This window comes from Pantoea sp., from assembly GCF_039594315.1.
Classification (GTDB): domain Bacteria; phylum Pseudomonadota; class Gammaproteobacteria; order Enterobacterales; family Enterobacteriaceae; genus Pantoea.
In genome coordinates this window covers 1-23,812 of record NZ_JBCNNP010000008.1, presented here as the reverse complement: position 1 = coordinate 23,812, position 23,812 = coordinate 1, and the positions used below count along the sequence as shown (strand labels likewise).

The following is a 23,812-nucleotide window of genomic DNA, read 5'->3' as shown; positions in this document are numbered from 1 at the left end:
GCAATGTTAGATGTCTGTGCGCTGGCTCCCGGCGAGCACACAGATGAAAAAGTCGTTGGCGGGCGCTTTGCTAGACTGAATTGATTACCCCCGTAAATTTACGGGTTTCTCAGCGTAGCAAAGGACGACTTATGATTACCGTCGACGGTAACGGTGCTGTGGCTTCAGTCGCGTTTCGCACCAGTGAAGTGATTGCCATTTATCCCATCACGCCCAGCTCCACCATGGCCGAGCTAGCCGATAGCTGGTCGGGCGAAGGCCGCCGCAACATCTGGGGAGATGTGCCGCGCGTGGTGGAAATGCAATCCGAGGGCGGCGCGATCGCCACCGTACATGGTGCACTGCAAACCGGATCGCTCTCCACCACCTTTACCTCTTCGCAGGGATTGCTGTTAATGATCCCAACGTTGTACAAACTGGCCGGTCAACTGACGCCATTTGTGCTGCATGTGGCCGCGCGTACCGTGGCCACCCATGCGCTGTCGATTTTTGGCGATCATTCCGATGTCATGGCAGTACGGCAAACCGGCTGCGCCCAATTGTGTGCCTCCAGCGTGCAAGAAGCGCAAGATTTCGCCCTGATTTCGCAAATCGCCTCGCTCAACAGCCGCGTACCGTTTATTCATTTCTTCGATGGTTTCCGCACTTCTCATGAGATTAATAAAATTGTGCCGATCAGCGATGAAACCTTGCAGGCGCTAATGCCCGCCGATGCGATTGCTGCGCACCGTTCCCGCGCCTTAACGCCAGATCGCCCCACTATTCGCGGCACCTCCGCCAATCCCGATACCTATTTCCAGTCACGCGAAGCCACCAACCGCTGGTACGACGCCTGTACCCAGCACGTTGAAGATGCGATGGCGGCATTTGCGGAAAACACCGGTCGCCAATATCAGCCGTTCGATTATTACGGCCATCCGCAAGCTGATCGCGTGATCATCATGATGGGTTCGGGCTGCGGCACCGCCGAAGAATCGATTGATGAGATGCTACAACGCGGAGAGAAAGTTGGCCTGGTAAAAGTGCGCTTGTATCGTCCGTTCTCGGCGGCGCATTTGCTGAAGATGATTCCGGCAAGCGTGCAGCGCGTCGCGGTGCTGGATCGCACCAAAGAACCGGGCGCGCTGGGCGAACCGCTGTTCCTGGATGTGATGACCGCGCTGGCGGAAGCGTACAGCCGTGGAGAACGTGCCACGCTGCCAAGAGTGATCGGTGGCCGTTACGGTTTATCATCGAAAGAGTTTGCGCCAGATGCGGTGCTGGCGGTATTTCGTGCCTTGCAACGCCAACAGCCACCGGCGCGTTTTACCGTGGGGATTTACGACGATGTCACCCATCTTTCGCTGCCGATGGAAGCCAACATCGTGCCGAACCGTGCACGACTGGAAGCGCTGTTTTACGGTTTAGGCAGCGATGGCAGCGTAAGCGCCACTAAAAACAATATCAAAATAATCGGCAACGCCACGCCGTGGCAGGTGCAAGGCTATTTTGTTTACGACTCGAAAAAGGCCGGCGGTTTAACCGTTTCCCATCTGCGCGTCAGCGAACATCCGATCCAATCGGCTTATTTGATTCAACAGGCCGATTTTATTGGCTGCCATCAACTGCAATTCATTGATAAATATTCGATGCTTGACCAGCTGAAACCGGGCGGAATTTTTCTCCTCAATACCCCTTACAATGCTGATGAAGTTTGGCCGCGTTTGCCGCAGGAAGTGCAGAGCCAACTCAATGACAAACAAGCACAATTTTATGTGATCAACGCGGCGCGCATTGCACGTGAATGCCAGTTGGGCGCGCGCATCAATACCGTAATGCAGATGGCGTTTTTCCAACTCACGCAGATTTTGCCGGACGACAGCGCATTGAGCGAACTGCAAAACGCCATTGCGCGCAGCTATAGCAGCAAAGGCGAAGAGTTGGTGCAGCGCAACTGGCAAGCGCTGGCGATGGCGCAACAAGCCCTACAAGCGGTGCCGCTGCAAGCCGTAAACAGCAATAGTCCGCATCGTCCGCCGGTGGTATCCGACAGCGCGCCGGATTTTGTCAAAACTGTTACCGCCGCAATGTTGGCAGGATTGGGCGATAAACTGCCGGTTTCAGCTTTGCCGCCTGACGGCACTTGGCCGGTCGGCACCACGCAGTGGGAAAAACGCAACATCGCGGAAGCGGTGCCAATCTGGCAACCCGATTTGTGTACCCAGTGCAACCATTGCGTCGCTGCCTGCCCGCATTCGGCGATTCGCGCCAAAGTTGTGGCACCTGAAGCACTTAATGATGCGCCAGCCACATTGGCGTCGCTGGATGTGAAATCACGCGATATGCGCGGACAAAAATACGTGTTGCAGGTCGCGCCGGAAGATTGCACTGGCTGTAACTTGTGCGTTGAAGTGTGCCCAGCCAGCGATCGTCAGCATCCGGAAATCAAAGCGATTAACATGAAATCGCGGCTGGAACATGTCGAAACCGAAAAGGCCAATTACGATGCCTTCCTTGCGCTGCCAGAAATCAGCGCCGAGCAACTGGAGCGCATTGATATCCGCACCTCGCAGCTCATCACGCCACTGTTTGAATACTCTGGCGCTTGTTCAGGTTGTGGTGAAACGCCTTACATCAAGCTGCTGACGCAGTTGTACGGCGATCGCTTGTTAATCGCCAACGCCACTGGTTGTTCGTCGATTTATGGCGGCAACTTACCTTCAACGCCGTACACCACCAACGCCGACGGGCGCGGTCCAGCGTGGGCCAATTCTTTGTTTGAGGATAATGCCGAATTCGGTTTAGGCTTCCGCTTGAGCGTGGATCAGCAGAAACAGCAAGCGCTGCGCCTGCTGGAGCAGTGTTCGCCACAGCTGCCAATCGAGTTAGTGGAGGCTCTCAAAGGTGACAATGTCACCATATCGCAACGCCGTGAACAAATCGAACAGCTACGCGCCCTGCTTGCTGGCTCATCGCAGCCTGAAGCGGCTGCGTTAAACAGCGCGGCGGATGCGCTGGTGGAGAAATCTGTTTGGTTAATTGGCGGCGATGGCTGGGCCTACGATATTGGCTACGGCGGCCTCGACCATGTGATGAGTTTGAGCGAAAACGTCAACGTGCTGGTACTCGATACACAATGTTATTCGAATACCGGCGGTCAGGCATCGAAAGCTACGCCGCTCGGTGCGGTGACCAAGTTTGGAGAGCAAGGTAAACGTAAAGCGCGTAAAGATCTCGGCATGTCGACCATGCTGTACGGGCATGTCTACGTGGCGCAGATATCGCTGGGCGCGCAACACAATCAAACCGTCAAAGCCATTCAGGAAGCCGAAGCCTGGCCAGGCCCGTCGCTGATCATCGCTTACAGCCCGTGCGAAGAACACGGTTACGACTTGGCGTACAGTCACGAGCAGATGCGTTTGCTGACCACCAGCGGATTCTGGCCATTGTATCGCTTCGATCCGCAGCGCGCAGAGCAAGGCAAAGCCGCGCTGGCGCTGGATTCGCGCCCACCGACTTCCGAATTGGAACAAGCACTAATGAATGAGCAACGTTTCCGCCAATTGCAAACACAGCGGCCGGAAGAAGCATCACAATTGTGGCGCGATGCCACAGAAGCCGCCAATCAACGCTATCAGCGATTGGCGGAAATGGCAGGTAAAGCCGAGAAAAGTGAGTAGATGAAAAAGCCCGGCGAAAATGACCGGGCTTTTTCGTGATTTAGCAGGGTTTGAGTTGCACAATCGCCATTTCAACTGCGCGATTTGGCGCGCCGGTTAACTCTCGATAGCGCAGCTGCAAATTTCGCAGCTCGCTGGCCACCACTTCTTTTTCTGTTGCCGCGCCACGTTGCGCCAGCTCCAGATAACATTGCCCAACTAGCCGGCACGCCTCTTCAAAAACCATGTCGTATGTTTGCATTTGCCACTCCTCACCTTAAGAAAGTAAAAAAGCACTTCCGCCATCCTGTCAGGGCCGTGTGAGGAAAATATTTGCCCAGATCAATAAATGTTCGAATTGTTCTGGCAAAGCGTGCGCTTTTGTATCAGGCACATTGAAATATCATCAGAAAAGAGAGCACTTCAGGCTAGCATTCGTGCCCGCAATCCGTACCATACGCAGTCATGTTAAAAAGGTTTATTGCCGCTGAACCTTGCTTCAGCCGCTAACGACCTTTGTCTTCACTCTCAAGTGTGAAAATAATGTCAGAAAATCAAGAAGTAACCAAAAAAGAGCAGTACAACCTCAACAAACTTCAAAAGCGTTTGCGCCGCAACGTGGGCGAAGCGATTGCTGACTTCAACATGATTGAAGAAGGCGATCGCATCATGGTGTGTTTGTCGGGTGGTAAAGACAGCTACACCATGCTGGAAATCTTACGTAATTTGCAGCAGAGCGCGCCGGTGAATTTCTCGCTGGTGGCGGTGAATCTCGACCAGAAACAGCCCGGCTTCCCTGAACACATCTTGCCCGCTTATCTGGACGAATTAGGCGTCGAATACAAAATCGTTAACGAAGACACCTATTCCATCGTTAAAGACAAAATCCCTGAAGGCAAAACCACTTGCTCGCTGTGCTCACGTTTGCGTCGTGGCATTCTGTATCGCACAGCGACCGAATTGGGCTGCACCAAAATCGCGTTAGGCCACCATCGTGACGACATTTTGCAGACGATGTTCCTGAACATGTTCTACGGCGGCAAGATGAAAGGCATGCCACCAAAGCTGATGAGTGACGATGGAAAACATATCGTGATTCGTCCGCTGGCCTATTGCCGCGAAAAAGACATCATTCGTTTCTCGGAAGCGCGCCAATTCCCGATCATCCCATGTAACCTGTGCGGTTCGCAGCCAAACTTGCAACGTCAGGTCGTAGCCGACATGCTGCGCGAATGGGATAAGCGTTATCCGGGCCGGATCGAAACCATGTTTACTGCAATGCAAAACGTGGTGCCATCACATATGGCCGACATTAACTTGTTTGATTTCAAAGGCATTAAACACGGCGATGACGTGGTTGATGGCGGTGATTTGGCATTTGATCGTGAAAGCTTGCCGGTAAAACCTGCGGGTTGGCAGCCAGAAGACGAAGATGCGCCGGATCTCAGCGTGCGTCTGGATGTGCTCGAAATTAAATAAGCCGATTCAACATTAAAAAGGCGCGTCGCTTCAGCTACGCGCCTTTTTTATTAACGGTGTGGTGGCGGATCGATAATCGGCGGAAATTCGGGATCATACGGCGGATCAGGATCGGGAATTGGTTGAGGATGTGGAATCGGTTCGGGAATTGGCGGTGGATCGGTAGGAATCGGTTCGCTGGCAATGGTGTCTCGCATGCCCTTTCTCCTTTCGCTGAATGTCCTTTAAGCATAGGAAAGGTTAAGCGACCAAGCCAAGCGGGCAAAAAAAAGCCGGCGGATAGGCCGGCGTCGTACGAATCAAATGTGCTATGCAGTAATTCTAAAAAAGGAAGTAAGACAATATGGAGCGCAACGCCCATCGCTTGACGTTGCATTCACCTGCGGGAAAGAGTTTGCCCCTATTGCCCAATGCGGTTATTGATATCGATCAGGTTTACTCCGCTTTTCTGCCTTACAACCATTTCCGACGTTTTAGCCACACTGCTACGCCGCCGACCATCAGTACCAACAGCACGCAAAATGCAGTGAAGCCCAACGGCCAACTGCCGCCGGGAATGCCGCCGAGGTTAACGCCGAACAAGCCGGTTAGAAATGTCGCGGGTAGAAAAATCATCGCCATCAATGACATGGTATAAGTGCGGCGGTTCATTGATTCAGCAAGAATGGACGCCACTTCATCCGCCAGAATCGAGGTACGCGCCACACCAGCGTTGAGATCATCCAGCCCGCGCCCCAACCGATCGGCCACTTCCTGCATGCGACGACGATCGTCATCATCCATCCACGCCATTTTCTCGATTGCCAGGCGTGCATACACATCACGCTGCGGCGCCATGTAGCGTCGCATTACAATCAGTTGTTTGCGTAGCAGCGCCAAATCACCGCGCGCTGGCACTTCCTGGTTCATCAACGCATCTTCCAGCTCGATAATTTTATCGTGCATCTCTTCGATAAATTCACTGGCGTGATCGGTCAACGCATCGCACACATCCACCAGCCAACTGCCGCCATCCACCGGCCCATTGCCGTTTTGCAAATCGGTGAGCACTTCATCAACCGCGTACACTTTGCGACGGCGCGTGGTGACAATCAGCTTATCGTTGATGAACACGCGCATCGCCACCAATTGATCCGGTCGCGAATCGGCATTGTGGTTCACGCTGCGCAGCACAATCATGAAGCCGTCGCCGAGTTTGGTGACGCGCGGACGCATGCTGTCGCCCGCTAAGGCATCACGCACTGAATCGGGGATCAGCGGCGTATTTTGCAACCAATCGGCACTTTGTCGTTGGGTGTAATTGAGATGCAGCCAGCAAGGACGCTCGCAATTGATCACATCTTTATCTTCAATGGGGATCATGCCACCTGCGCCATCTAGCTGACAGGAAACAATGGCATCGGATACTTGTAGCGCTTTTCCTTCAATGACGTTCACGTACTCGCCTCGCTATTAAAATCAATACGATACAGTTTAGCGTGGCGTGAACCAGTTGCAATCTTCAGGCTGTGAGCAAAAGTGACAGGCGATCATGATGATCGCCTGTTTTTAATGGCAGGAATTAGTGTTTTTCAATCCACATTTCGCGGCTGTACGCTACGTCTTCAGGATTGGTGATCGGATAGCCTTTCACCCACGGCTTAATCAAACGTCCGTTGGTATATTGGTAGATTGGCGCGATTGGCGCCTGATCGGCAATGATCTGCTCGGCCTTGTTGTAATCGGCATTGCGTGCCGCCGCGTCAGTTTCCGTGCTGGCTTTCACTAACGCCGCATCATAATCGGCATTTTTGAAGCGCGCGATGTTGGCGGAGTGACTGGATGTCAGCAAGCTGAGGAAGGTGGAAGGTTCGTTATAATCGCCCACCCATGAAGCGCGGATCACATCGAAATTGCCGCTGTTACGGCTATCAATATACGTTTTCCACTCTTGGTTTTGCAGCGTCACATCCACGCCCAAATTCTTTTTCCACATCGATGACACCGCAATGGCGATCTTCTGGTGACTTTCGGAAGTGTTGTACAGCAGCGTCAAATGCAACGGTTTTTCCGGGCCGTAACCCGCTGCAGCCAACAATGCTTTCGCCTGCGCATTCAGCTCTTGTTGGCTATGCTGCTGCAAATAACTTTGATGCGGCGTAAAACCGGCGGTGACATCTGGCGTAAAGTGCCAGGCTGGCTTCTCGCCGGTGCCTAATACTTTCTCCGCAATAATGCGGCGGTCAATGCTCCACGACAGCGCTTTGCGCACCCGCGCATCTGCGGTTGGCCCTCTGACAGTATTAAACGCGTAATAATAAGTGCCCAGCTGATCCGGCGTGTACACCTGGCCCGGCAACTCTTTCTTCAGCAACGCGTACATGTTTTTCGGGAAAGATTCGGTGATATCAATATCATTGGCGCGATAACGTTTGGTGGCGCTCGACTCTTCGTTGATCGGGATAAAGGTCACTTTGTTCAGCACCGAATCTTTGTCGTCCCAATAATGCTTATTACGCACCAGCACGATTTTCTCGTTAACCACGCGATCTTGCAGTTGATAAGCGCCGTTCCCCACTAGCTTGCCCGGCGATGTCCAGCTATCGCCTTCTTTTTCAATCACTTTTTGTGAAACCGGATACATCGCGGCGTTCGCGACCATACTCGGGAACCACGGCACCGGACGTGACAATGTCACCTTAAGTTGGGTGTCATTTACTGCGGTAACACCTAACTTATCGGCGCTCATTTGCCCTTTGGTGATCGCGTCGGCATTTTCGATACCGCTCAGTGCCGCAAACCAGGCAAACGGCGAGCTGTTTTTCGGTTCAACCAAACGCTGCCAACTGTAGACAAAATCCTGCGCCGTTACCGGCTCGCCATTCGACCAGCGCGCGTCTTTGCGCAGGTTAAAAATCCACGTCTTATTGTCGTTACTGCTCCAGTTTTGCGCCACGCCCGGCACGATTTTACCGTGGGCATCCTGATTGGTCAGGCCTTCAAATAGATCGCGCATCACCTGAATTTCCGGCAGGCCAACCGCCTTCATCGGATCAAGCGAGGCCGGCTCATCTTTAATATGGCGAACGATTTCCTGGGTGCTGGCCAACTGCGCGCCTGCGGGCACATTGGCGGCGAATGCGGGTGAGACAGCGCTGGTGACAATTAAGGCGGCCAGCGTCATTCGGAACGTTATTTTCATCACCACTCCTTTACGCGAAAAAATGGCGACAACCAAAGGTTTGTGTCGCCAGCAACTTTTGGCACTTTATCGCAAATTGCTGATTGGTATATAGCTATTTCCCCGTACGCTGTTTACCGTTATGTTGAGGCTGGATTCCCGGTCACATTTTTAAATTTGCGCGCCAGCGGTTTTGGCGCTGTTGGAAGCATGTCAATGAGGAACGTTATGTCGTCATACCATCCGCGTCCGCTGCGCGGCAAGCTGGACGCTGTCTGGCAACAGTACGGACAATCGGTGTTGGGCGCACCGCTGCTGTGGTTTCCTGCGCCAGCCGCAGATGCCGAAAGTGGATTGATTATTGCCGGTACGCACGGCGACGAAAATGCCGCGATTGCCACGTTATCTGGCGCAATGCGCACCTTGCCGGAAGCGTTGCGTCGTCATCATGTGATTCTGGCGGTGAATCCGGATGGCTGTCAGTTGGGATTGCGCGCCAATGCTAACGGCGTTGACCTCAACCGTAACTTCCCGGCTGCCAACTGGCAAAGTGGTGACACGGTTTATCGCTGGAACAGTGAAGCCGATGAACGTGATGTGGTGCTTTCCACCGGCACTGCGCCGTCTTCTGAGCCAGAAACGTCTGCGCTTTGCCACTTGATTCATCAGATAAAACCGCGCTGGGTGGTTTCGTGGCACGAGCCGCTGGCTTGTATTGACGATCCCCACCATAGCGATTTAGCCCAATGGCTGGCACAGCAAACCGCGCTGCCGGTGGTGAGCAGCGTCGGTTATGCCACGCCAGGTTCATTTGGTAGCTGGTGCGACGATCTCGGCCTGTTATGCATTACTGCCGAGATGCCGCCAATTTCGGTGGACGAAGCCACCGAAGTCTATCTGGAGGCGATGATTAACCTGCTGCGTTGGCAGCCAGCGGCTTAAGTACGCCGTGAGAAAAATGCAGCGACGGTTCAACATCGGCAGCCAGCCAGGTTGGACCGTCGAGATCGGCGAATGTCGCCTGCGGTGTAAGCGGCAAGGCAGCGCGAATCGCCCTTGAAGTGCACAGCATGCAGCCGAGCATAATCGCGAAACCTTGCTCACGCGCCGCCTGCGCTAGCGCCAGCGCTTCAGTTAGTCCACCGGTTTTATCCAGCTTGATGTTCACCATTTCATAGCGCCCTTTAAGCTGCGCCAGATTGTCACGCGTGTGGCAGCTTTCATCCGCGCAGATTGGCAGCGGATGGATGAAATTGCCGAGCGCTTCATCCTGCGCGGCCGGTAACGGCTGCTCAAGCATCGCGACGTTGAGGTCGGCGAGCAATTGGCAGCGCGCCGCCAAACCTTCGGCATGCCAGGATTCGTTGGCATCAACAATCAAAGTGGCATCCGGCACGGCGCTGCGAATCGCCACCAAACGTTCGCTGATCAGATGATCGTCCATTTTGATTTTCAACAACCGCGCACCATGTTGCCACAAGGCTTGTGCACTGCTGGCCATCGCTTCGGGCGTATCGATGCTTACGGTATGCGCGGTGATGATTTCGTCAGCCAGCAATACGTCACACAGTTGCGCCAGGCTGTGGTTTTGCTGCTGGCGTTCCAGATCCCACAATGCGCAATCGAGCGCATTGCGTGCCGCGCCAGCGGGCAGCGCGCGTTGCAGCTCTTCACGCGACATACCGGCTTGCAGCGCACTAAGCTGCGAGCCAATTTGCTTCAACACCGAGGCTTCACTTTCGCCGTAGCGCGCGTAAGGCGTCGCTTCGCCAACCCCTTTAAGGCCGTCTTGCTCAATTTCGACCACCACAACGTGCGCTTCAGTACGGCTACCGCGTGAAATAACAAAAGGCGAATGCAGCGGCCAGGCTTCCGGATAACTCTTCACTGTTCTCATTATTGCTCCTTAAATCCGCAGCTTAATTGCGAGCCGGCTCGATTAACGCCAGGAATTGCGCTCGTAAACCCTTAAAAATTATGTCATAAACAAACGCTATATCTTTCATAGTCAGATATTCATCGTTAAAAAAGGAAATCGCATGTCTCAGAATGTTCACTTTCAAGGCAATCCGGTGCCAGTTGCAGGCCAGTTCCCACAAGTTGGCGCGCAGGCAAAGCCATTCAACTTGGTTGCTAAAGACCTCAGTGACGTATCCCTTTCCAAGTATGCAGGCAAACGCAAAGTTCTGAACATTTTCCCAAGTATTGATACCGGCGTGTGTGCCGCTTCCGTTCGCAAATTTAACGAGCGTTCAGGCGAAGCAGACAACACCGTGGTGCTGTGCATCTCTTCCGACCTGCCGTTTGCTCAGTCACGTTTCTGCGGCGCAGAAAATGTTAGCAACGTTATCACGCTGTCTACCGTGCGTGGTGCTGAATTCAAAGAAGATTACGGTGTGGCGATTGCCGATGGCCCACTGAAAGGCCTGACCGCGCGTGCCGTGGTGGTGCTGGATGAAAACGATAAAGTGATTTACAGCGAATTGGTGAACGAAATCACCGAAGAGCCAAACTACGATGCGGCGCTGGCTGCACTGAAGTAAGTTCGCCGCAATAAAACGCCGCCTGAATGGGCGGCGTTTTTTTTCGGATAACGGCTAACAGCAGGTTATTCGCTCTCTCCGCGCTTCTGCCCCAAGCCATATTCACGTAACTTATTGGCAATAGCGGTATGCGATACACCAAGACGTTTCGCCAGCTTGCGCGTGCTGGGATAAGAAAGGTACAAACGCGTCAACACTGAACGTTCAAAGCGGCTGGTGATGTCATCCAGCGAACCTTCCATTGCCTCTTCGCCCAATGACACGTCCAACGCCTGTTCTGGCAATACGATATCCTGCGGCCCCAGTTCATAACCTTCCAACTGTGTTAGCGCGCGATACAAAGCATTCTTCAGCTGACGCACATTGCCCGGCCAATTGTAGCGCGTCAGGAACGGCGTTAACTGTGGCGACAAACGTGGGCGCGGCAAACCTTGTTCATCAGCGAAACGTGCCACAAACATTTCAGTCAGCGGCAGGATATCCAGCGGACGTTCGCGCAGCGGCGGCAGATTCAACGTCAAAACGTTCAGGCGATAAAACAGGTCTTCACGGAATTCGCCGCGCTGCACCAGCTCAATCAGGTTCTTCTGCGTGGCACAAATCACTCGCACATCAACGTGCACTTCATGCTCTTCGCCAACGCGGCGGAAAGTGCCGTCATTGAGGAAGCGCAGCAGCTTGGTTTGCATGCGTGGCGACATCTCGCCAATTTCGTCCAGCAGTACCGAACCGCCGTTGGCCTGCTCGAAGAAGCCTTTTTTTCCTTCTAGCGCGTTGGGATAAGCGCCCGCAGCATGACCAAACAGTTCGCTTTCGGCCACATCGTCCGGCAACGAGGCGCAGTTTAAGGCGAGGAACGGTTTCTTGCCGCGCGCGCTACGCAGATGGCAGGCACGTGCCAGCATATCTTTGCCGGTGCCGGTATCGCCGACAATTAACAGCGGCGCATCATGCATCGCCAATTTGCGTGCCTGATCAATCACCTGGCGCATTTTGGGTGTCACCGCAACGATGTGATCAAATTCTGATTCATCGGTAACGGTCAAATTCTGCAGCTGACGGCCCATGCGCGCAGTGGATTTCAAGGTGATCATCGCGCCAACCGGCAGATCGCTCTGGCCTTCTTCCGCCAGATAAATCGGGCGCGCTTCCATCAGGAAATCACGTCCCTGAATCACCACGTGCTGCGCCTGCGCATCAACGCGTTCGTTCTCCAGCCAACGCTGGAAATTGAAGCCAGTGATCAAGGTGCCCACGTTTTGATTGCGCAGCTTTTGTTCATCGAGCGTAAACAGGTTTTGTGCTGCCGGATTCGACAACTCCACTTTGCCTTTCAGATCGATGGACAATACCGGCTCCGGCATCGCCACCAGCAACGCGCTCAATGCACGATGTTCGCGTTCAGAAGGCATAAAGGAAACGGTGCGTACATCTGTCACGCCTGGTGTACGGCGGATTTCAGCCATCAGATTGCTGAATGGCTCAAATTCCAGCGCAGTAAAATTGAGGTAAATGCGGCCGAGCGGCGCAATTTCGATGCCGCGCAAGTCGATGCTGCGGGCAACCAGCAGGTCGAGCAACTCGCGCGCCAGACCGATTCGGTCCTGGCAGAAAACTTCCAAACGCATTGCGATGAGCCTTAGTCAGGTTTTGATTTTAGTGATAATACGCTAACTTGCAGCGCCTCAGAAGAGGCGTGTCATGAAAAGTTGACAGCCTGAGGCAGGTGACGTGAAGAAGTGTAACGGAGAGAAGGATAAAAATCTCGTCGAAAATCAGAAGCAAAAAAGATAATTTCACCTTTCACGCCATAAGCAGCGTGAAAGGCAATCAAACATTGATTATTTAGCAGCCTGAGCTGCTTTATCCCCATTTTTTGTCAGGGATTCTTTAAGCTGGCCAATTAACTCGCGGCGGAAGTCACCCAAACGCGGTTTATCGTCTTCCAGCCATGGCAGCGGGCGGCAAAGTTCCATCGCTTTGATGCCGAGACGCGCGGTGAGTAAACCGGCACCAATCCCTTGCGCCGCACGGGTTGAGAGACGCGCAGCAAGATCCTGCGACATCCAATCCATTCCCACTTCGCGCACCAATTCCGACGCGCCGGCAAACGCCATATTCAACAGCACCAAGCGGAACAAACGGATGCGGCTGAAATAGCCCAATTCAATGCCATATATCGCAGCAATGCGATTCACTAAACGTAGGTTGCGCCAGGCGATAAACGCCATGTCCACCAATGCCAACGGGCTAACGGCAATCATCAAGGTGGATTCAGCCGCGTGACGGCTAATTTCACGGCGAGCCTGACGATCCAGCACCGGCTGCACCAATTGCGCATACAGCGTGACGATCTCGCGATCGTTGTGGGTTTCGTGCAGCGCGGCGTGCCAGCGTTGCAGCGCCGGATGCGCTTGATCCAATTGCGCCTGCTGCGCCAGTTTTTCGCAAAACGCCCGGCCTTTACTCACGCCGTGGCTGTGCAGCAATTCGCGGCCAATATCGCGCTCCTCGGCGCGCTGACGCAGACGATACAAACGACGCCATTCGCCGATTAACGCGCCCGCACCGGCTGCAACAATCAAAGTGCCCGCCGCGCCGGTGCCAAGCGTAAACCAGTCGCGCACCAGCCACGCGTCATGCAGCGTTTGTACGCCCTGCGCCACCACGCTGATGCCGAAAATACCCAGACCGACGCCGACCATTTTGCGCCACAGGCTGCGCTTAGGACGCAGCGCGGCTTCAACCACTTTCTCGCCTTCACCTTCTTCTAGCGGCTCCACTTCTGCGGTTGCCAGAAAAGCCTCTTCCGCTTCGGCACTAAAGGTTTGTGAGGCACGCAGCGGTTTTTCTATGTCCACCGTCAGCGGACGGGCGAAATCAATGCGCCCTTTTAAAGGTGTTTCGTCGCTCATCGCAATTTATCTCCCAAAAGAAATTCCAGCGCGGCATCCATGCGAATGTGCGGCAGCGGACGATCTACATCCAACTGCTGCGGCCGGAACTGTTCAAACTGAAATCCCTGCTGCTGCCAGAAAGTGTGTCCGGGTAAACGCGGCGGTACTTCGCCGGGATAAAATGTCAGCGGTTCGTCATCGGCCAAACGATGCCCACGCAACGCAGGCAACTTCTCGCCACGATGATCGACCAGACCACTTTCGGTCGCCTGAACTGACGCCAAACCCAGACAATCCATATTAATGCCTTCGAACGCCGCGTTTTGCCACGCGTCCTGCACTAATTGCTGCAACAGAGACACCATGTTGGCGTGCTGATCGGATGTCACGTGATCGGCTTTGGTGGCGGCAAACAGCAGCTTATCGATAACCGGCGAAAACAGGCGGCGAAACAGCGTCCGTTGGCCGTAATGGAAACTCTGCATTAACTGCGTCAACGCCAGACGCATATCGTTGAAGGCTTGCGGCCCGCTGTTGAGCGGTTGCAGACAATCGACCAGCACAATTTGCCGATCAAAGCGCAGGAAGTGATTTTTATAGAAACCTTTCACCACATGCTGACAGTAATAGTTGAAGCGTTGTTGCAACATGGCGAAATTGCTGCCCGCCGGCGCTTGCGCCAGTTTGTTAACCTGCATTTCATCGACTTGCGGCCACGGGAAAAATTGCAGTGCGGGCGCACCTGCCATGTCGCCGGGCAATACAAAGCGGCCCGGCTGGATGAAGTGCAGGCCTTCGGCTTTACATTGATGGAGATATTCGGTCCAGGCCGCAGCAATCGCAGCTAACCGGTTTTCATCAGCAGGGGCAAAAGGATCGAGTTCGGCGCACAGGCTGCGCCATTTTTCTGACCAGGCGGCGCGATCGCCTTGCAGCAAACCGACCATTTGCCGCGACCAGCTCAGGTAATCCTGCGCCAGCATCGGTAAATCCAGTAACCATTCGCCGGGATAATCGACGATTTCGAGGTACAGCGTGGCGGTATCTTTGAAGTGACGTAGCAAGGATTCATCGGGACGATATCGCAGCGCGAGGCGCATTTCGCTCACGCCACGGGTTGGCGTCGGCCACATCGGGGGCGTGCCGTATAACTGCGCTAAACCTTCATCATAGGTAAAGCGCGGCGTACCGAGTTCGCGCTGCGGCACACGTTTGACGCCCAGCAGGCGTTCTTCACGCACCACGGAAAACAGCGGCAAACGTGCGCCGCTGTGAACATTCAAAAGCTGGTTAACCAGCGAGGTGATAAATGCGGTTTTTCCGCTGCGGCTTAAGCCGGTCACCGCCAGGCGCAGATGGCGGTCAACACCGCGGTTCATCAGCGCCATCAATTCATTTTGCAGTCTTTTCATCGTTCTCCCTGATGAAGCGTGCCGATAAGCGTTTGAACGCTTTGCTCAACAACGATTCCAGGGCGGCCGCCAGCAACAGACGCAACGGACGGCGCGCCACTGATTTCACGGCCCAGCCAGCAATACCGCCGGGACCGTAAGTTACTGCACTAATGATGATAAATTTCCCTGCCGACATCAACGCAGGTGTCGCGCGACGGCGCAGAGCAGTAAAACGTTGAGTTTGCATGGAACCTCTCTTCATTAAATTTGGCGAAAACGACTTCGCACGCTAAACGTTTCTGAGGTGACGTAACGTTCAACCTCACGCACCTTACGTTCATCGCTGTGCAGCGTGCTTTCCAGTTCATCCAGCAGTTCACGGGCGCTCGGCGTGCGTTCAGTTGACGCATCGGCAGGTTTCTCATCCAACACAAAACCTAAAATGAAATAGGCCACGATGGTGAACATGAACAAGCCCATGAACAGCGATAACACCACAATCACGCGCAGTAAACGTACCGGAATGTCGAGATATTCCGCCAATCCGGCGCAAACACCGCGCACTTTGCCCTGCTCGGGAATGCGCCACAATTTACGTCCATTCATCATGGCTGCCTCCAGTTTGGATGTTCCGCATCCAAAATCGCTTCTAACGCTTCAACGCGTTCACGCATACGGCGTGCATCTTGGGTGATTTGCTGCAAACGCTGCAAATCGCTGGATGATAAATCGGTGCCATTGCGTTTGTTACTGTAATGCAGCCATAACCAGATCGGCGCGACGAATAGCACGAAGATCGTCAGCGGAATGGCCAGAAATAGTGCGCTCATTGACTCTCCTTAATCATTTACACCAATTTCAGTTTTATTGATCACTCAGGGCGATTCATTTTGGCTTTCAGCGCGGCCAACTGCTGGCTGATTTCATCATCGGCTTTCAGTTCAGCGAACTCCTGATCCAGACCTTTTGGCTTACCAAAACGCTGACTTTCCGCTTCTGCTTCCATGTGATCAATGCGACGTTCGAATGATTCGAAACGCGCCATGGCGTCTTCGATTTTGCCGCTGTCGAGCTGACGACGTACATCACGTGATGAAGAAGCGGCCTGATGACGCAGCGTTAACGCCTGCTGACGCGCACGGGTTTCAGTGAGTTTTTTCTCCAGCTCACCAATTTCGCCTTTCATGCGTTCCAGCGTTTCTTCAACTTGTGCGGATTCCTGTTGCAGTGCCGCGATTAAATCGGTCAGCTTCTGCTTTTCGATCAATGCCGCACGGGCTAAATCTTCTTTGCCTTTATTAATGGCGAGTTCGGCTTTTTCCTGCCATTCAGCCTGCTGAATTTCAGCCTGTTCGGTACGACGCAGCAACTGTTTCTTTTCCGCCAGCGCACGGGCAGAAGTCGAACGCACTTCGACTAAGGTGTCTTCCATTTCCTGAATCATCAGGCGTACCAGTTTCTGCGGATCTTCGGCGCGCTCCAGCAGAGAGTTGATGTTAGCGTTCACGATATCGGCGAAACGAGAAAAAATACCCATAATGATGTTCCTCATAATTGTCATGTTGATGCGCCAAGCGCCTTTCACTAATACAATTCGCGTGCCAACTTTTATTATATTGATTTTAATAGATTTGTTTATTTTACATCCGCCGAGACATCACATAAGGTAGTGAAATTGATTAATCAGTGGCGAATTTCATCATGGCAAATGGTAATGACAACCTGTTAGGCGAATCGAACAACTTCCTCGAGGTGCTGGAGCAAGTTTCCCGTTTAGCACCGCTGGAAAAACCAGTATTGGTGATTGGTGAACGCGGCACCGGTAAAGAGCTGATCGCCAGCCGCCTGCATTATCTATCCAACCGTTGGGAAGGCCCGTTCGTTTCGCTTAACTGCGCAGCGTTAAATGAGAATCTGCTGGATTCCGAGTTGTTCGGTCACGAAGCCGGCGCCTTTACCGGCGCGCAAAAACGTCATTTAGGACGTTTTGAACGTGCTGATGCGGGCACGCTGTTTCTCGATGAACTCGCCACCGCGCCGATGCTGGTGCAGGAAAAGCTATTACGCGTGATTGAATATGGTCAGTTGGAGCGCGTTGGCGGCAATCAATCGTTGCAAGTCAATGTGCGTCTGGTGTGCGCCACCAATGAGGATTTGCCCGCGCTGGCCGCCGCCGGAAAATTCCGCGCCGACTTGCTGGATCGCCTGGCTTTCGATGTGGTGCAACTGCCGCCGCTGCGTGAACGTCGCAGTGATATTTTGGTGATGGCCAACCACTTTGCCATTCAGATGTGCCGCGAACTCGGTTTGCCGCTGTTTACCGGCTTCAGCGAACGGGCGCAGTTGACGTTGCTGAATCACAGCTGGCCCGGCAATGTGCGTGAATTAAAAAATGTGGTTGAGCGTTCGGTGTATCGCCATCACAGCGTTGAAGATGAGTTAGATAACATCATCATCAACCCGTTTGCCCCGCGCACGCCGCCTGCCGCTACGCTCATCGAATCGCATGACAGTTTGTTGCCTTCCCTGCCGCTGGATCTCCGCCAATGGCAAAACCAGCAGGAACGCGAGTTAGTGGAAGCGAGTTTGCAGCAAGCCAAATACAACCAGCGCCGCGCCGCCGAACTGCTGCGCGTGACCTATCATCAGTTGCGCGCCATGATGAAGAAGCACGGCATCCTGGCACGCGACGAAGTTTAACCAGGTCACCTTAAATGGCGACCTTACGATTCCAAACGCAGCAGCAGTGCAAACCAGGACGAAAAAAAGCCCGCAATATAATTGCGGGCAACTAATACTGGAAGCAATGTGAGCAATGTCGTGCTCTTCTTCGGTAGAGCCACCGTCGAAGCGCAGAGGAATAATAATCATTCTTATTATCATCTGTAAAGCCCTAATTGAGAATTTTTCTCATTTCCATACAAACGTTGTGATTACCCCATCGCCAGTTTGATGAAAAACCCAGCAGAACTGTCGCGAATTTGGGGAGTCGGTGACGTTTGCGATACACTCTCGCTATTGCCTCAGAATCGTTGAGTTCTATGCCAAAATTATTCCCTTCTATACTGCTGGGTCTCAGCATGATGAATGCGTCAGCGTGGGCCGCGCCAACGGATAACATCCGTAACAGCGGCTTCGTCTATTGTGTCAACGGCACCGTGAATACCTTCAACCCGCAAATGGTCAGCAGCGGCCTGGTGGTCGATACGCTGGCGGCGCAGCTTTATGATCGCTTGCTGGATGTTGATCCTTACACCTATCGCCTAATTCCCGACCTCGCCCAGAGTTGGGAAGTGCGTGATAACGGCGCAACCTATCGTTTTCACCTGCGCAAAGACGTCTCGTTCCAGCACACCAACTGGTTTAAGCCGACGCGCAAGATGAATGCCGATGATGTGGTGTTCAGCTTTGAACGCATGTTTGATCGCAAGCACCCGTGGCACAACGTTAACGGCGGCAGCTACCCTTATTTCGACAGCCTGCAATTTGCCGATTCGGTGCAGAGCGTGAAAAAGCTCGATAACGATACGGTCGAAATCCGCCTGAATAGCCCGGATGCCTCTTTCCTCTGGCACATTGCCACCCATTACGCGCCGATTTTGTCGCAGGAATATGCCAACAATCTCAGCGCGACCGGCCAACAGGAGCAATTGGATCGCGATCCGGTTGGCACCGGCCCGTTTCAGCTCAGCGAATACCGTACCGGACAATATTTGCGGCTGGCGCGTAATCCACAATATTGGAAAGGCGTGCCGCGTTTGCAGCAAGTGGTAATCGATCTTGGCGTCGGCGGCACCGGACGTTTATCCAAATTACTCACTGGTGAATGCGACGTGCTGGCGTATCCCGCCGCCAGCCAGCTCAGCATCTTGCGCGACGATCCGCGCCTGCGCATGACGTTGCGTCCCGGCATGAACATCGCCTATCTGGCGTTCAATACGCGCAAGCCGCCGCTCGATCGTCCCGAAGTGCGTCACGCGCTGGCTTTAGCTATTAATAATGAACGTTTGATGGAATCGATCTATTACGGCACCGCAGAAACCGCCGCGTCGATTCTGCCGCGCGCTTCCTGGGCTTATGACAACGACGCGCGCGTCACCGAATACAATCCGGCCAAAGCACGTGAAGAGTTAAAGGCGCTGGGATTGGAAAACCTGCATCTGCGTTTGGTGGTGCCTTCTTCATCGCAGTCATGGAATCCTAGCCCACTCAAAACCGCGGAATTGCTGCAAGCCGATTTAGCTCAGATTGGCGTGCGTGTGACCATTGCACCGGTTGAAGGCCGCTTTCAGGAAGCCCAATTGATGGAGATGAATCACGATCTCACATTGACCGGTTGGGCGACAGACAGTAACGATCCCGACAGCTTTTTCCGTCCGCTGCTGAGTTGCGCAGCAATTCGTTCGCAGACCAACTATGCGCACTGGTGTTCACCGGCGTTTGATGAAGCATTGCAGCACGCGCTGTTGTCGCAGCAGCTGTCGGCGCGCATTGATAGCTACGATCAAGCGCAGCAGATTTTATCGCAGGAGTTGCCGGTGCTACCGCTGGCGTCGTCGCTGCGCTTGCAAGCCTATCGCCATGACATCAAAGGCTTAGTACTCAGTCCATTTGGTAACGCCTCGTTTGCTGGCGTTTACCGTGATGAGAGCAGCGAGGAGTAAGCATGATTATCTATATTTTGCGTCGTCTGGTGCTGCTGCTAATCACCCTGTTTTTTCTCTCGCTGGTGAGTTTCAGCCTGAGCTACTTCACACCGAACGCGCCGCTGGAAGGTGCGTCGCTGTTCGATGCTTGGTGGTTCTGGTTTAAAGGATTACTGCAATTTGATTTTGGCGTTTCCAGCACCAATGGTCAGTCGATCAATCTCCAACTGCGTGAAGTGTTCCCCGCCACGCTGGAACTGTGTGTAATGGCGTTTATTCTGGCGCTGCTGGTTGGCATTCCGCTGGGCATTTGTGCCGGCGTGATGCGCAAAAAATGGCAGGATAAAGCCATCAGCGCCTTGGCGTTACTGGGTTTCTCCATGCCGGTATTCTGGCTGGCGCTGCTGTTCACCCTGTTCTTTTCGTTAACGTTAGGTTGGCTGCCGGTTTCCGGGCGCTTCGACCTGCTTTATCCGGTGCAGAATGTCACGGGCTTTGCGTTGATCGATGCCTGGCTCAGCCATTCGCCGTGGCGCCATGAAATGATGATCAGCGCGTTGACGCACATGATTTTGCCGGTTGTGGTACTGGCGGTGGCGCCAACCACGGAAATGATCCGCTTGCTGCGTAGCAGCACCAGCGAAGTAATGGACAAAAACTACGTCAAAGCCGCCGCCACGCGCGGATTGTCGCGTTTCACCGTGATTCGTCGCCATGTACTGCACAACGCGCTGCCGCCGGTGATTCCACGTCTGGGACTGCAATTCTCCACCATGTTGACCTTAGCGATGATCACCGAAGTGGTGTTTAACTGGCCGGGCCTGGGGCGCTGGCTGATTAACGCCATTCGTCAACAGGATTACGCGGCGATTTCTGCCGGTGTGATGGTGGTTGGCGGCTTGGTGATTTTGGTGAGCGTATTATCCGACATTCTGGGTGCCGCACTTAATCCATTGAAACATAAGGAATGGTATGCCTTACGATAATGTCTATGACGAGAAGCGGCTGCCGAGCACGCTACGTCGTAGCTGGCAGCGCTTATATCGCGACACCAGCGGCATGGTCGGCTTGTATGGCTTTGGCATCCTGCTGTTCCTGTGCCTATTTGGCGGTTTATTGTCGCCGTACGGCATCGATCAGCAATTCCTCGGTTATCAACTGCTGCCGCCTTCGTGGTCGCGCTACGGCGATGTTTCCTTCTTCCTTGGCACCGACGATCTCGGCCGCGATGTCCTGAGCCGCTTGCTGAGCGGCGTGGCGCCAACGGTCGGTTCGGCGATTCTGGTGACGGTGCTGGCATCTATTTGCGCGCTGGTGCTCGGCATCTTTGCGGGCATTACGCACGGCGTACGTTCGGCGGTGATGAATCACATACTGGACACGCTGTTATCGATTCCATCGCTGTTGCTGGCGATTATTGTAGTGGCGTTTCTGGGCCCGCGCCTCGAACACGCCATGCTGGCGGTGTTTCTTGCCTTGATTCCGCGCCTGGTGCGCGAGATCTATACTGCTGTGCATGATGAGATGGAAAAAGAGTATGTGGTGGCGTTACGTCTCGATGGCGCGCGTAACCTGAATATTCTGTGGAACGCGGTGCTGCCGAATGTGCTGCCGCTGCTGGTGAGCGAATTTACCCGTTCGCTGTCGATGGCGATTCTGGATATCGCCGCGCTGGGTTTTCTCGATCTTGGCGCGCAGCTGCCCTCGCCTGAATGGGGTGCGATGCTTGGCGATGCGCTGGAGCTGATTTATGTCGCACCGTGGACGGTAATGCTGCCCGGCGTGGCGCTGATGGTCAGCGTATTGATCGTTAACCTGCTGGGCGACGGCATCCGTCGCGCGGTAGAAGCGGGAGTTGAATAATGCCGCTCTTAGATATCCGTAATCTGACCATCGAATTTATGACTTCTGAAGGTCCGGTCAAAGCGGTTGATCGTATCAACCTGACGCTCACCGAAGGCGAAGTGCGCGGCTTGGTTGGTGAATCTGGCTCCGGCAAAAGTTTGATTGCCAAAGCGATTTGCGGCGTGACCAAAGATAACTGGCGCGTCACCGCCGATCGCATGGTGTTTGATGATATCGATCTGCTGCGTTTATCACCGCGCGAGCGGCGGCGCATCGTCGGCCACAACGTGTCGATGATTTTCCAGGAACCGCAATCCTGTCTTGATCCGTCTGAAAGTATTGGTCGCCAATTGATGCAGGCGATTCCGCGCTGGACCAACAAAGGTCGCTGGTACCAGCGTTTATGGTTCTGGCGTAAACAACGGGCGATTGAGTTGCTGCACCGTGTCGGTATCAAAGATCACAAAGACATCATGCGCAGTTTCCCGTATGAACTGACCGACGGTGAATGCCAGAAAGTGATGATCGCCATCGCGCTGGCGAATCAACCGCGTTTGCTGATTGCCGATGAGCCGACCAACGCCATGGAGCCGACCACCCAAGCGCAGATATTCCGCTTGCTGAGCCGCCTGAATCAGAACAACAACACCACCATTTTGCTAATCAGCCACGATCTGCGCACCATGAGCCAGTGGGCCGATCGCATTAACGTGATGTATTGCGGACAAACAGTAGAAAGCGCGCAGAGCGAAGATTTGATGGACACGCCACATCATCCTTATACCCAAGCGCTGATCCGCGCGATGCCTGATTTCGGTAGCGCGTTGCCGCACAAAAGCCGTCTGAATACGTTGTCTGGCGCGATTCCTTCGCTGGAACATCTGCCGATTGGCTGCCGCCTTGGCCCACGTTGTCCGTATGCGCAGCGTAAATGTATTGAAACGCCGCGTTTGACTGGCAACAAAGCACATCTGTTTGCCTGCCACTTCCCGCTGAACATGGAGAGCCAATAACCATGGAAACGCTGTTGGAAGTGCGCAACCTGAGCAAAACCTATCGCTATCGCACCGGCCTGTTCCGTCGTCAGCACGTCGAAGCGGTAAAAGGTGTCAGCTTCACGCTGCGTGAGAAGCAAACGCTGGCGGTGATTGGCGAAAACGGGTCGGGCAAATCGACGCTGGCAAAAATGCTCAGCGGCATGATTGCACCCAGCGCAGGTGAAATGTTGATTGACGATCATCCGCTGGAATATGGCGATTACGGTTATCGCAGCCAGCGCATTCGCATGATTTTTCAGGATCCGTCGACCTCACTCAATCCGCGTCAGCGCATTAGCCAGATTCTCGATTTCCCGCTGCGCCTGAATACTGAACTCGACGATGAAGCACGCGAAAAGCGCATTATCGCCACGCTGCGCCAAGTAGGATTGCTGCGCGATCACGCCGGTTACTATCCGCACATGCTGGCTCCGGGTCAGAAGCAGCGTTTGGCATTAGCACGTGCGTTGATTCTGCAACCGAAAGTGATTGTCGCCGATGAAGCCCTCGCCTCGCTGGATATGACCATGCGTTCGCAGTTGGTGAACCTGATGCTGGAACTGCAAGAGAAGCACGGCATCGCCTATATTTATGTAACCCAGCATCTCGGCATGATGAAGCACATCAGCGATCAGGTGCTGGTGATGCATCAAGGCGAAGTGGTTGAGCGTGGTGGCACCGCCGATGTGCTGGCATCGCCGCTGCACGACCTGACCAAACGCCTGATTAGCAGCCACTTTGGCGAAGCCTTGACCGCCGAAGCCTGGCGACGTGAGCGTTAAAGGCGCACAGATTTACCGCATTTATAGAGACGTGCTAGACTTCGCACGTTAAATAACGTCGGTCGCCTACTTTTTAATCTTCGCGGCCGCCAACAACAATGACCAAAAGGATTACAGCTATGGGTTTTCTTTCCGGTAAGCGCATTCTGATTACTGGCGTTGCCAGTAAACTCTCAATCGCCTACGGTATTGCGCAGGCGATGCACAAACAGGGCGCAGAACTGGCTTTCACCTACCAGAACGACAAACTGAAAAGTCGTGTGGAAGAGTTTGCTAAAGATCTGGGTTCAGACATTGTTCTGCCATGCGATGTGGCTGAAGACGAGAGCATCACTGCGCTGTTCACCGAACTGGCAAAAACCTGGCCGAAATTTGACGGTTTCGTTCACTC

General features: G+C 53.8%; 23 protein-coding genes. 11 read left to right on the top strand and 12 right to left on the bottom strand.

The window, feature by feature from the left end:
• The first annotated feature begins 131 nt into the window (after nt 1-131).
• On the top strand, nt 132-3,659 hold the full coding sequence (gene nifJ, locus ABDW13_RS07765; RefSeq protein ID WP_343551926.1) for a pyruvate:ferredoxin (flavodoxin) oxidoreductase: 3,528 nt from the start codon (nt 132-134) through the stop codon (nt 3,657-3,659).
• A gap of 40 nt (nt 3,660-3,699) precedes the next feature.
• Here nifJ and ABDW13_RS07760 read toward each other — a convergent pair whose 3' ends face one another.
• Complete coding sequence (locus ABDW13_RS07760) at nt 3,700-3,900, bottom strand: DUF2767 domain-containing protein (RefSeq protein WP_343551925.1); 201 nt, start codon at nt 3,898-3,900, stop codon at nt 3,700-3,702.
• Nucleotides 3,901-4,181: 281 nt separating this feature from the next.
• On the opposite strand from ABDW13_RS07760, the gene ttcA reads away from it, so the two are divergent.
• Entirely contained in the window at nt 4,182-5,117 is a 936-nt protein-coding gene (gene ttcA, locus ABDW13_RS07755) for a tRNA 2-thiocytidine(32) synthetase TtcA (RefSeq protein ID WP_343551924.1), read from the top strand.
• 50 nt (nt 5,118-5,167) lie between these two features.
• Here ttcA and ABDW13_RS07750 read toward each other — a convergent pair whose 3' ends face one another.
• The 3 genes from ABDW13_RS07750 to ABDW13_RS07740 all read right to left on the bottom strand — a co-directional run bounded on the left by ABDW13_RS07750 (nt 5,168) and on the right by ABDW13_RS07740 (nt 8,298).
• Complete coding sequence (locus tag ABDW13_RS07750; protein WP_343551923.1) at nt 5,168-5,314, bottom strand: hypothetical protein; 147 nt, start codon at nt 5,312-5,314, stop codon at nt 5,168-5,170.
• A 256-nt stretch (nt 5,315-5,570) separates the two neighbouring features.
• Nucleotides 5,571-6,554 (bottom strand): zinc transporter ZntB, encoded by a 984-nt coding sequence (zntB, locus tag ABDW13_RS07745; RefSeq protein ID WP_343551922.1) that lies wholly within the window; start codon nt 6,552-6,554, stop codon nt 5,571-5,573.
• A 124-nt stretch (nt 6,555-6,678) separates the two neighbouring features.
• Complete coding sequence (locus ABDW13_RS07740) at nt 6,679-8,298, bottom strand: peptide ABC transporter substrate-binding protein (protein ID WP_343551921.1); 1,620 nt, start codon at nt 8,296-8,298, stop codon at nt 6,679-6,681.
• Between the two features lie 207 nt (nt 8,299-8,505).
• On the opposite strand from ABDW13_RS07740, the gene mpaA reads away from it, so the two are divergent.
• The gene (mpaA, locus tag ABDW13_RS07735; RefSeq protein WP_343551920.1) at nt 8,506-9,219 is read left to right on the top strand and encodes a murein tripeptide amidase MpaA; all 714 of its coding nucleotides are present in this window, start codon (nt 8,506-8,508) and stop codon (nt 9,217-9,219) included.
• On the opposite strand, the gene ycjG is transcribed toward mpaA, so the two are convergent.
• Nucleotides 9,188-10,174: an L-Ala-D/L-Glu epimerase gene (gene ycjG / locus ABDW13_RS07730; RefSeq protein WP_343551919.1), complete on the bottom strand. Its 987-nt coding sequence runs from the start codon at nt 10,172-10,174 to the stop codon at nt 9,188-9,190. The genes mpaA and ycjG overlap by 32 nt on opposite strands.
• A gap of 142 nt (nt 10,175-10,316) precedes the next feature.
• Here ycjG and tpx point away from each other — a divergent pair, with 142 nt between their 5' ends.
• Nucleotides 10,317-10,820, top strand: coding sequence for a thiol peroxidase (gene tpx, locus ABDW13_RS07725; protein ID WP_343551918.1), 504 nt, complete (start codon nt 10,317-10,319; stop codon nt 10,818-10,820).
• 65 nt (nt 10,821-10,885) lie between these two features.
• Here the strand turns inward: tpx and tyrR are convergent, their stop codons facing one another.
• The 7 genes from tyrR to pspA form a co-directional block, all read right to left on the bottom strand.
• Entirely contained in the window at nt 10,886-12,448 is a 1,563-nt protein-coding gene (gene tyrR, locus ABDW13_RS07720; RefSeq protein WP_343551917.1) for a transcriptional regulator TyrR, read from the bottom strand.
• Between the two features lie 213 nt (nt 12,449-12,661).
• Complete coding sequence (locus ABDW13_RS07715) at nt 12,662-13,735, bottom strand: YcjF family protein (RefSeq protein WP_343551916.1); 1,074 nt, start codon at nt 13,733-13,735, stop codon at nt 12,662-12,664.
• The gene (locus tag ABDW13_RS07710; RefSeq protein WP_343551915.1) at nt 13,732-15,129 is read right to left on the bottom strand and encodes a YcjX family protein; all 1,398 of its coding nucleotides are present in this window, start codon (nt 15,127-15,129) and stop codon (nt 13,732-13,734) included. Before ABDW13_RS07710 ends, ABDW13_RS07715 begins: the two co-directional genes overlap by 4 nt.
• On the bottom strand, nt 15,110-15,358 hold the full coding sequence (pspD, locus tag ABDW13_RS07705) for a phage shock protein PspD (protein WP_343551914.1): 249 nt from the start codon (nt 15,356-15,358) through the stop codon (nt 15,110-15,112). Before pspD ends, ABDW13_RS07710 begins: the two co-directional genes overlap by 20 nt.
• Before the next feature lie 14 nt (nt 15,359-15,372).
• Nucleotides 15,373-15,720, bottom strand: a complete 348-nt coding sequence (gene pspC / locus ABDW13_RS07700; protein ID WP_343551913.1) for an envelope stress response membrane protein PspC — start codon at nt 15,718-15,720, stop codon at nt 15,373-15,375.
• Nucleotides 15,717-15,941 carry an envelope stress response membrane protein PspB gene (pspB, locus tag ABDW13_RS07695; protein ID WP_343551912.1) on the bottom strand — a complete coding sequence of 75 codons (225 nt, stop codon included), beginning with the start codon at nt 15,939-15,941 and terminating at the stop codon, nt 15,717-15,719. The genes pspC and pspB overlap by 4 nt, the downstream gene beginning before the upstream one ends.
• A gap of 41 nt (nt 15,942-15,982) precedes the next feature.
• Nucleotides 15,983-16,648 (bottom strand): phage shock protein PspA, encoded by a 666-nt coding sequence (gene pspA / locus ABDW13_RS07690; RefSeq protein WP_343551911.1) that lies wholly within the window; start codon nt 16,646-16,648, stop codon nt 15,983-15,985.
• A 164-nt stretch (nt 16,649-16,812) separates the two neighbouring features.
• Here pspA and pspF point away from each other — a divergent pair, with 164 nt between their 5' ends.
• The 7 genes from pspF to ABDW13_RS07655 all read left to right on the top strand — a co-directional run.
• A complete protein-coding gene (gene pspF / locus ABDW13_RS07685) occupies nt 16,813-17,811 on the top strand; it encodes a phage shock protein operon transcriptional activator (RefSeq protein ID WP_343551910.1) in 999 nt (332 codons plus the stop codon).
• 341 nt (nt 17,812-18,152) lie between these two features.
• Nucleotides 18,153-19,775 carry an ABC transporter substrate-binding protein SapA gene (gene sapA / locus ABDW13_RS07680; RefSeq protein WP_343551909.1) on the top strand — a complete coding sequence of 541 codons (1,623 nt, stop codon included), beginning with the start codon at nt 18,153-18,155 and terminating at the stop codon, nt 19,773-19,775.
• Between the two features lie 2 nt (nt 19,776-19,777).
• Nucleotides 19,778-20,743, top strand: a complete 966-nt coding sequence (gene sapB / locus ABDW13_RS07675) for a putrescine export ABC transporter permease SapB (RefSeq protein WP_343551908.1) — start codon at nt 19,778-19,780, stop codon at nt 20,741-20,743.
• Complete coding sequence (gene sapC / locus ABDW13_RS07670) at nt 20,730-21,620, top strand: putrescine export ABC transporter permease SapC (protein WP_343551907.1); 891 nt, start codon at nt 20,730-20,732, stop codon at nt 21,618-21,620. The genes sapB and sapC overlap by 14 nt, the downstream gene beginning before the upstream one ends.
• Nucleotides 21,620-22,615 carry a putrescine export ABC transporter ATP-binding protein SapD gene (sapD, locus tag ABDW13_RS07665; protein ID WP_343551906.1) on the top strand — a complete coding sequence of 332 codons (996 nt, stop codon included), beginning with the start codon at nt 21,620-21,622 and terminating at the stop codon, nt 22,613-22,615. The genes sapC and sapD overlap by 1 nt, the downstream gene beginning before the upstream one ends.
• A 2-nt stretch (nt 22,616-22,617) precedes the next feature.
• Nucleotides 22,618-23,421, top strand: coding sequence for a putrescine export ABC transporter ATP-binding protein SapF (gene sapF, locus ABDW13_RS07660; RefSeq protein ID WP_343551905.1), 804 nt, complete (start codon nt 22,618-22,620; stop codon nt 23,419-23,421).
• 119 nt (nt 23,422-23,540) lie between these two features.
• A partial coding sequence (locus tag ABDW13_RS07655) for an SDR family oxidoreductase (protein WP_343551904.1) occupies nt 23,541-23,812 on the top strand: 272 nt, incomplete at its 3' end.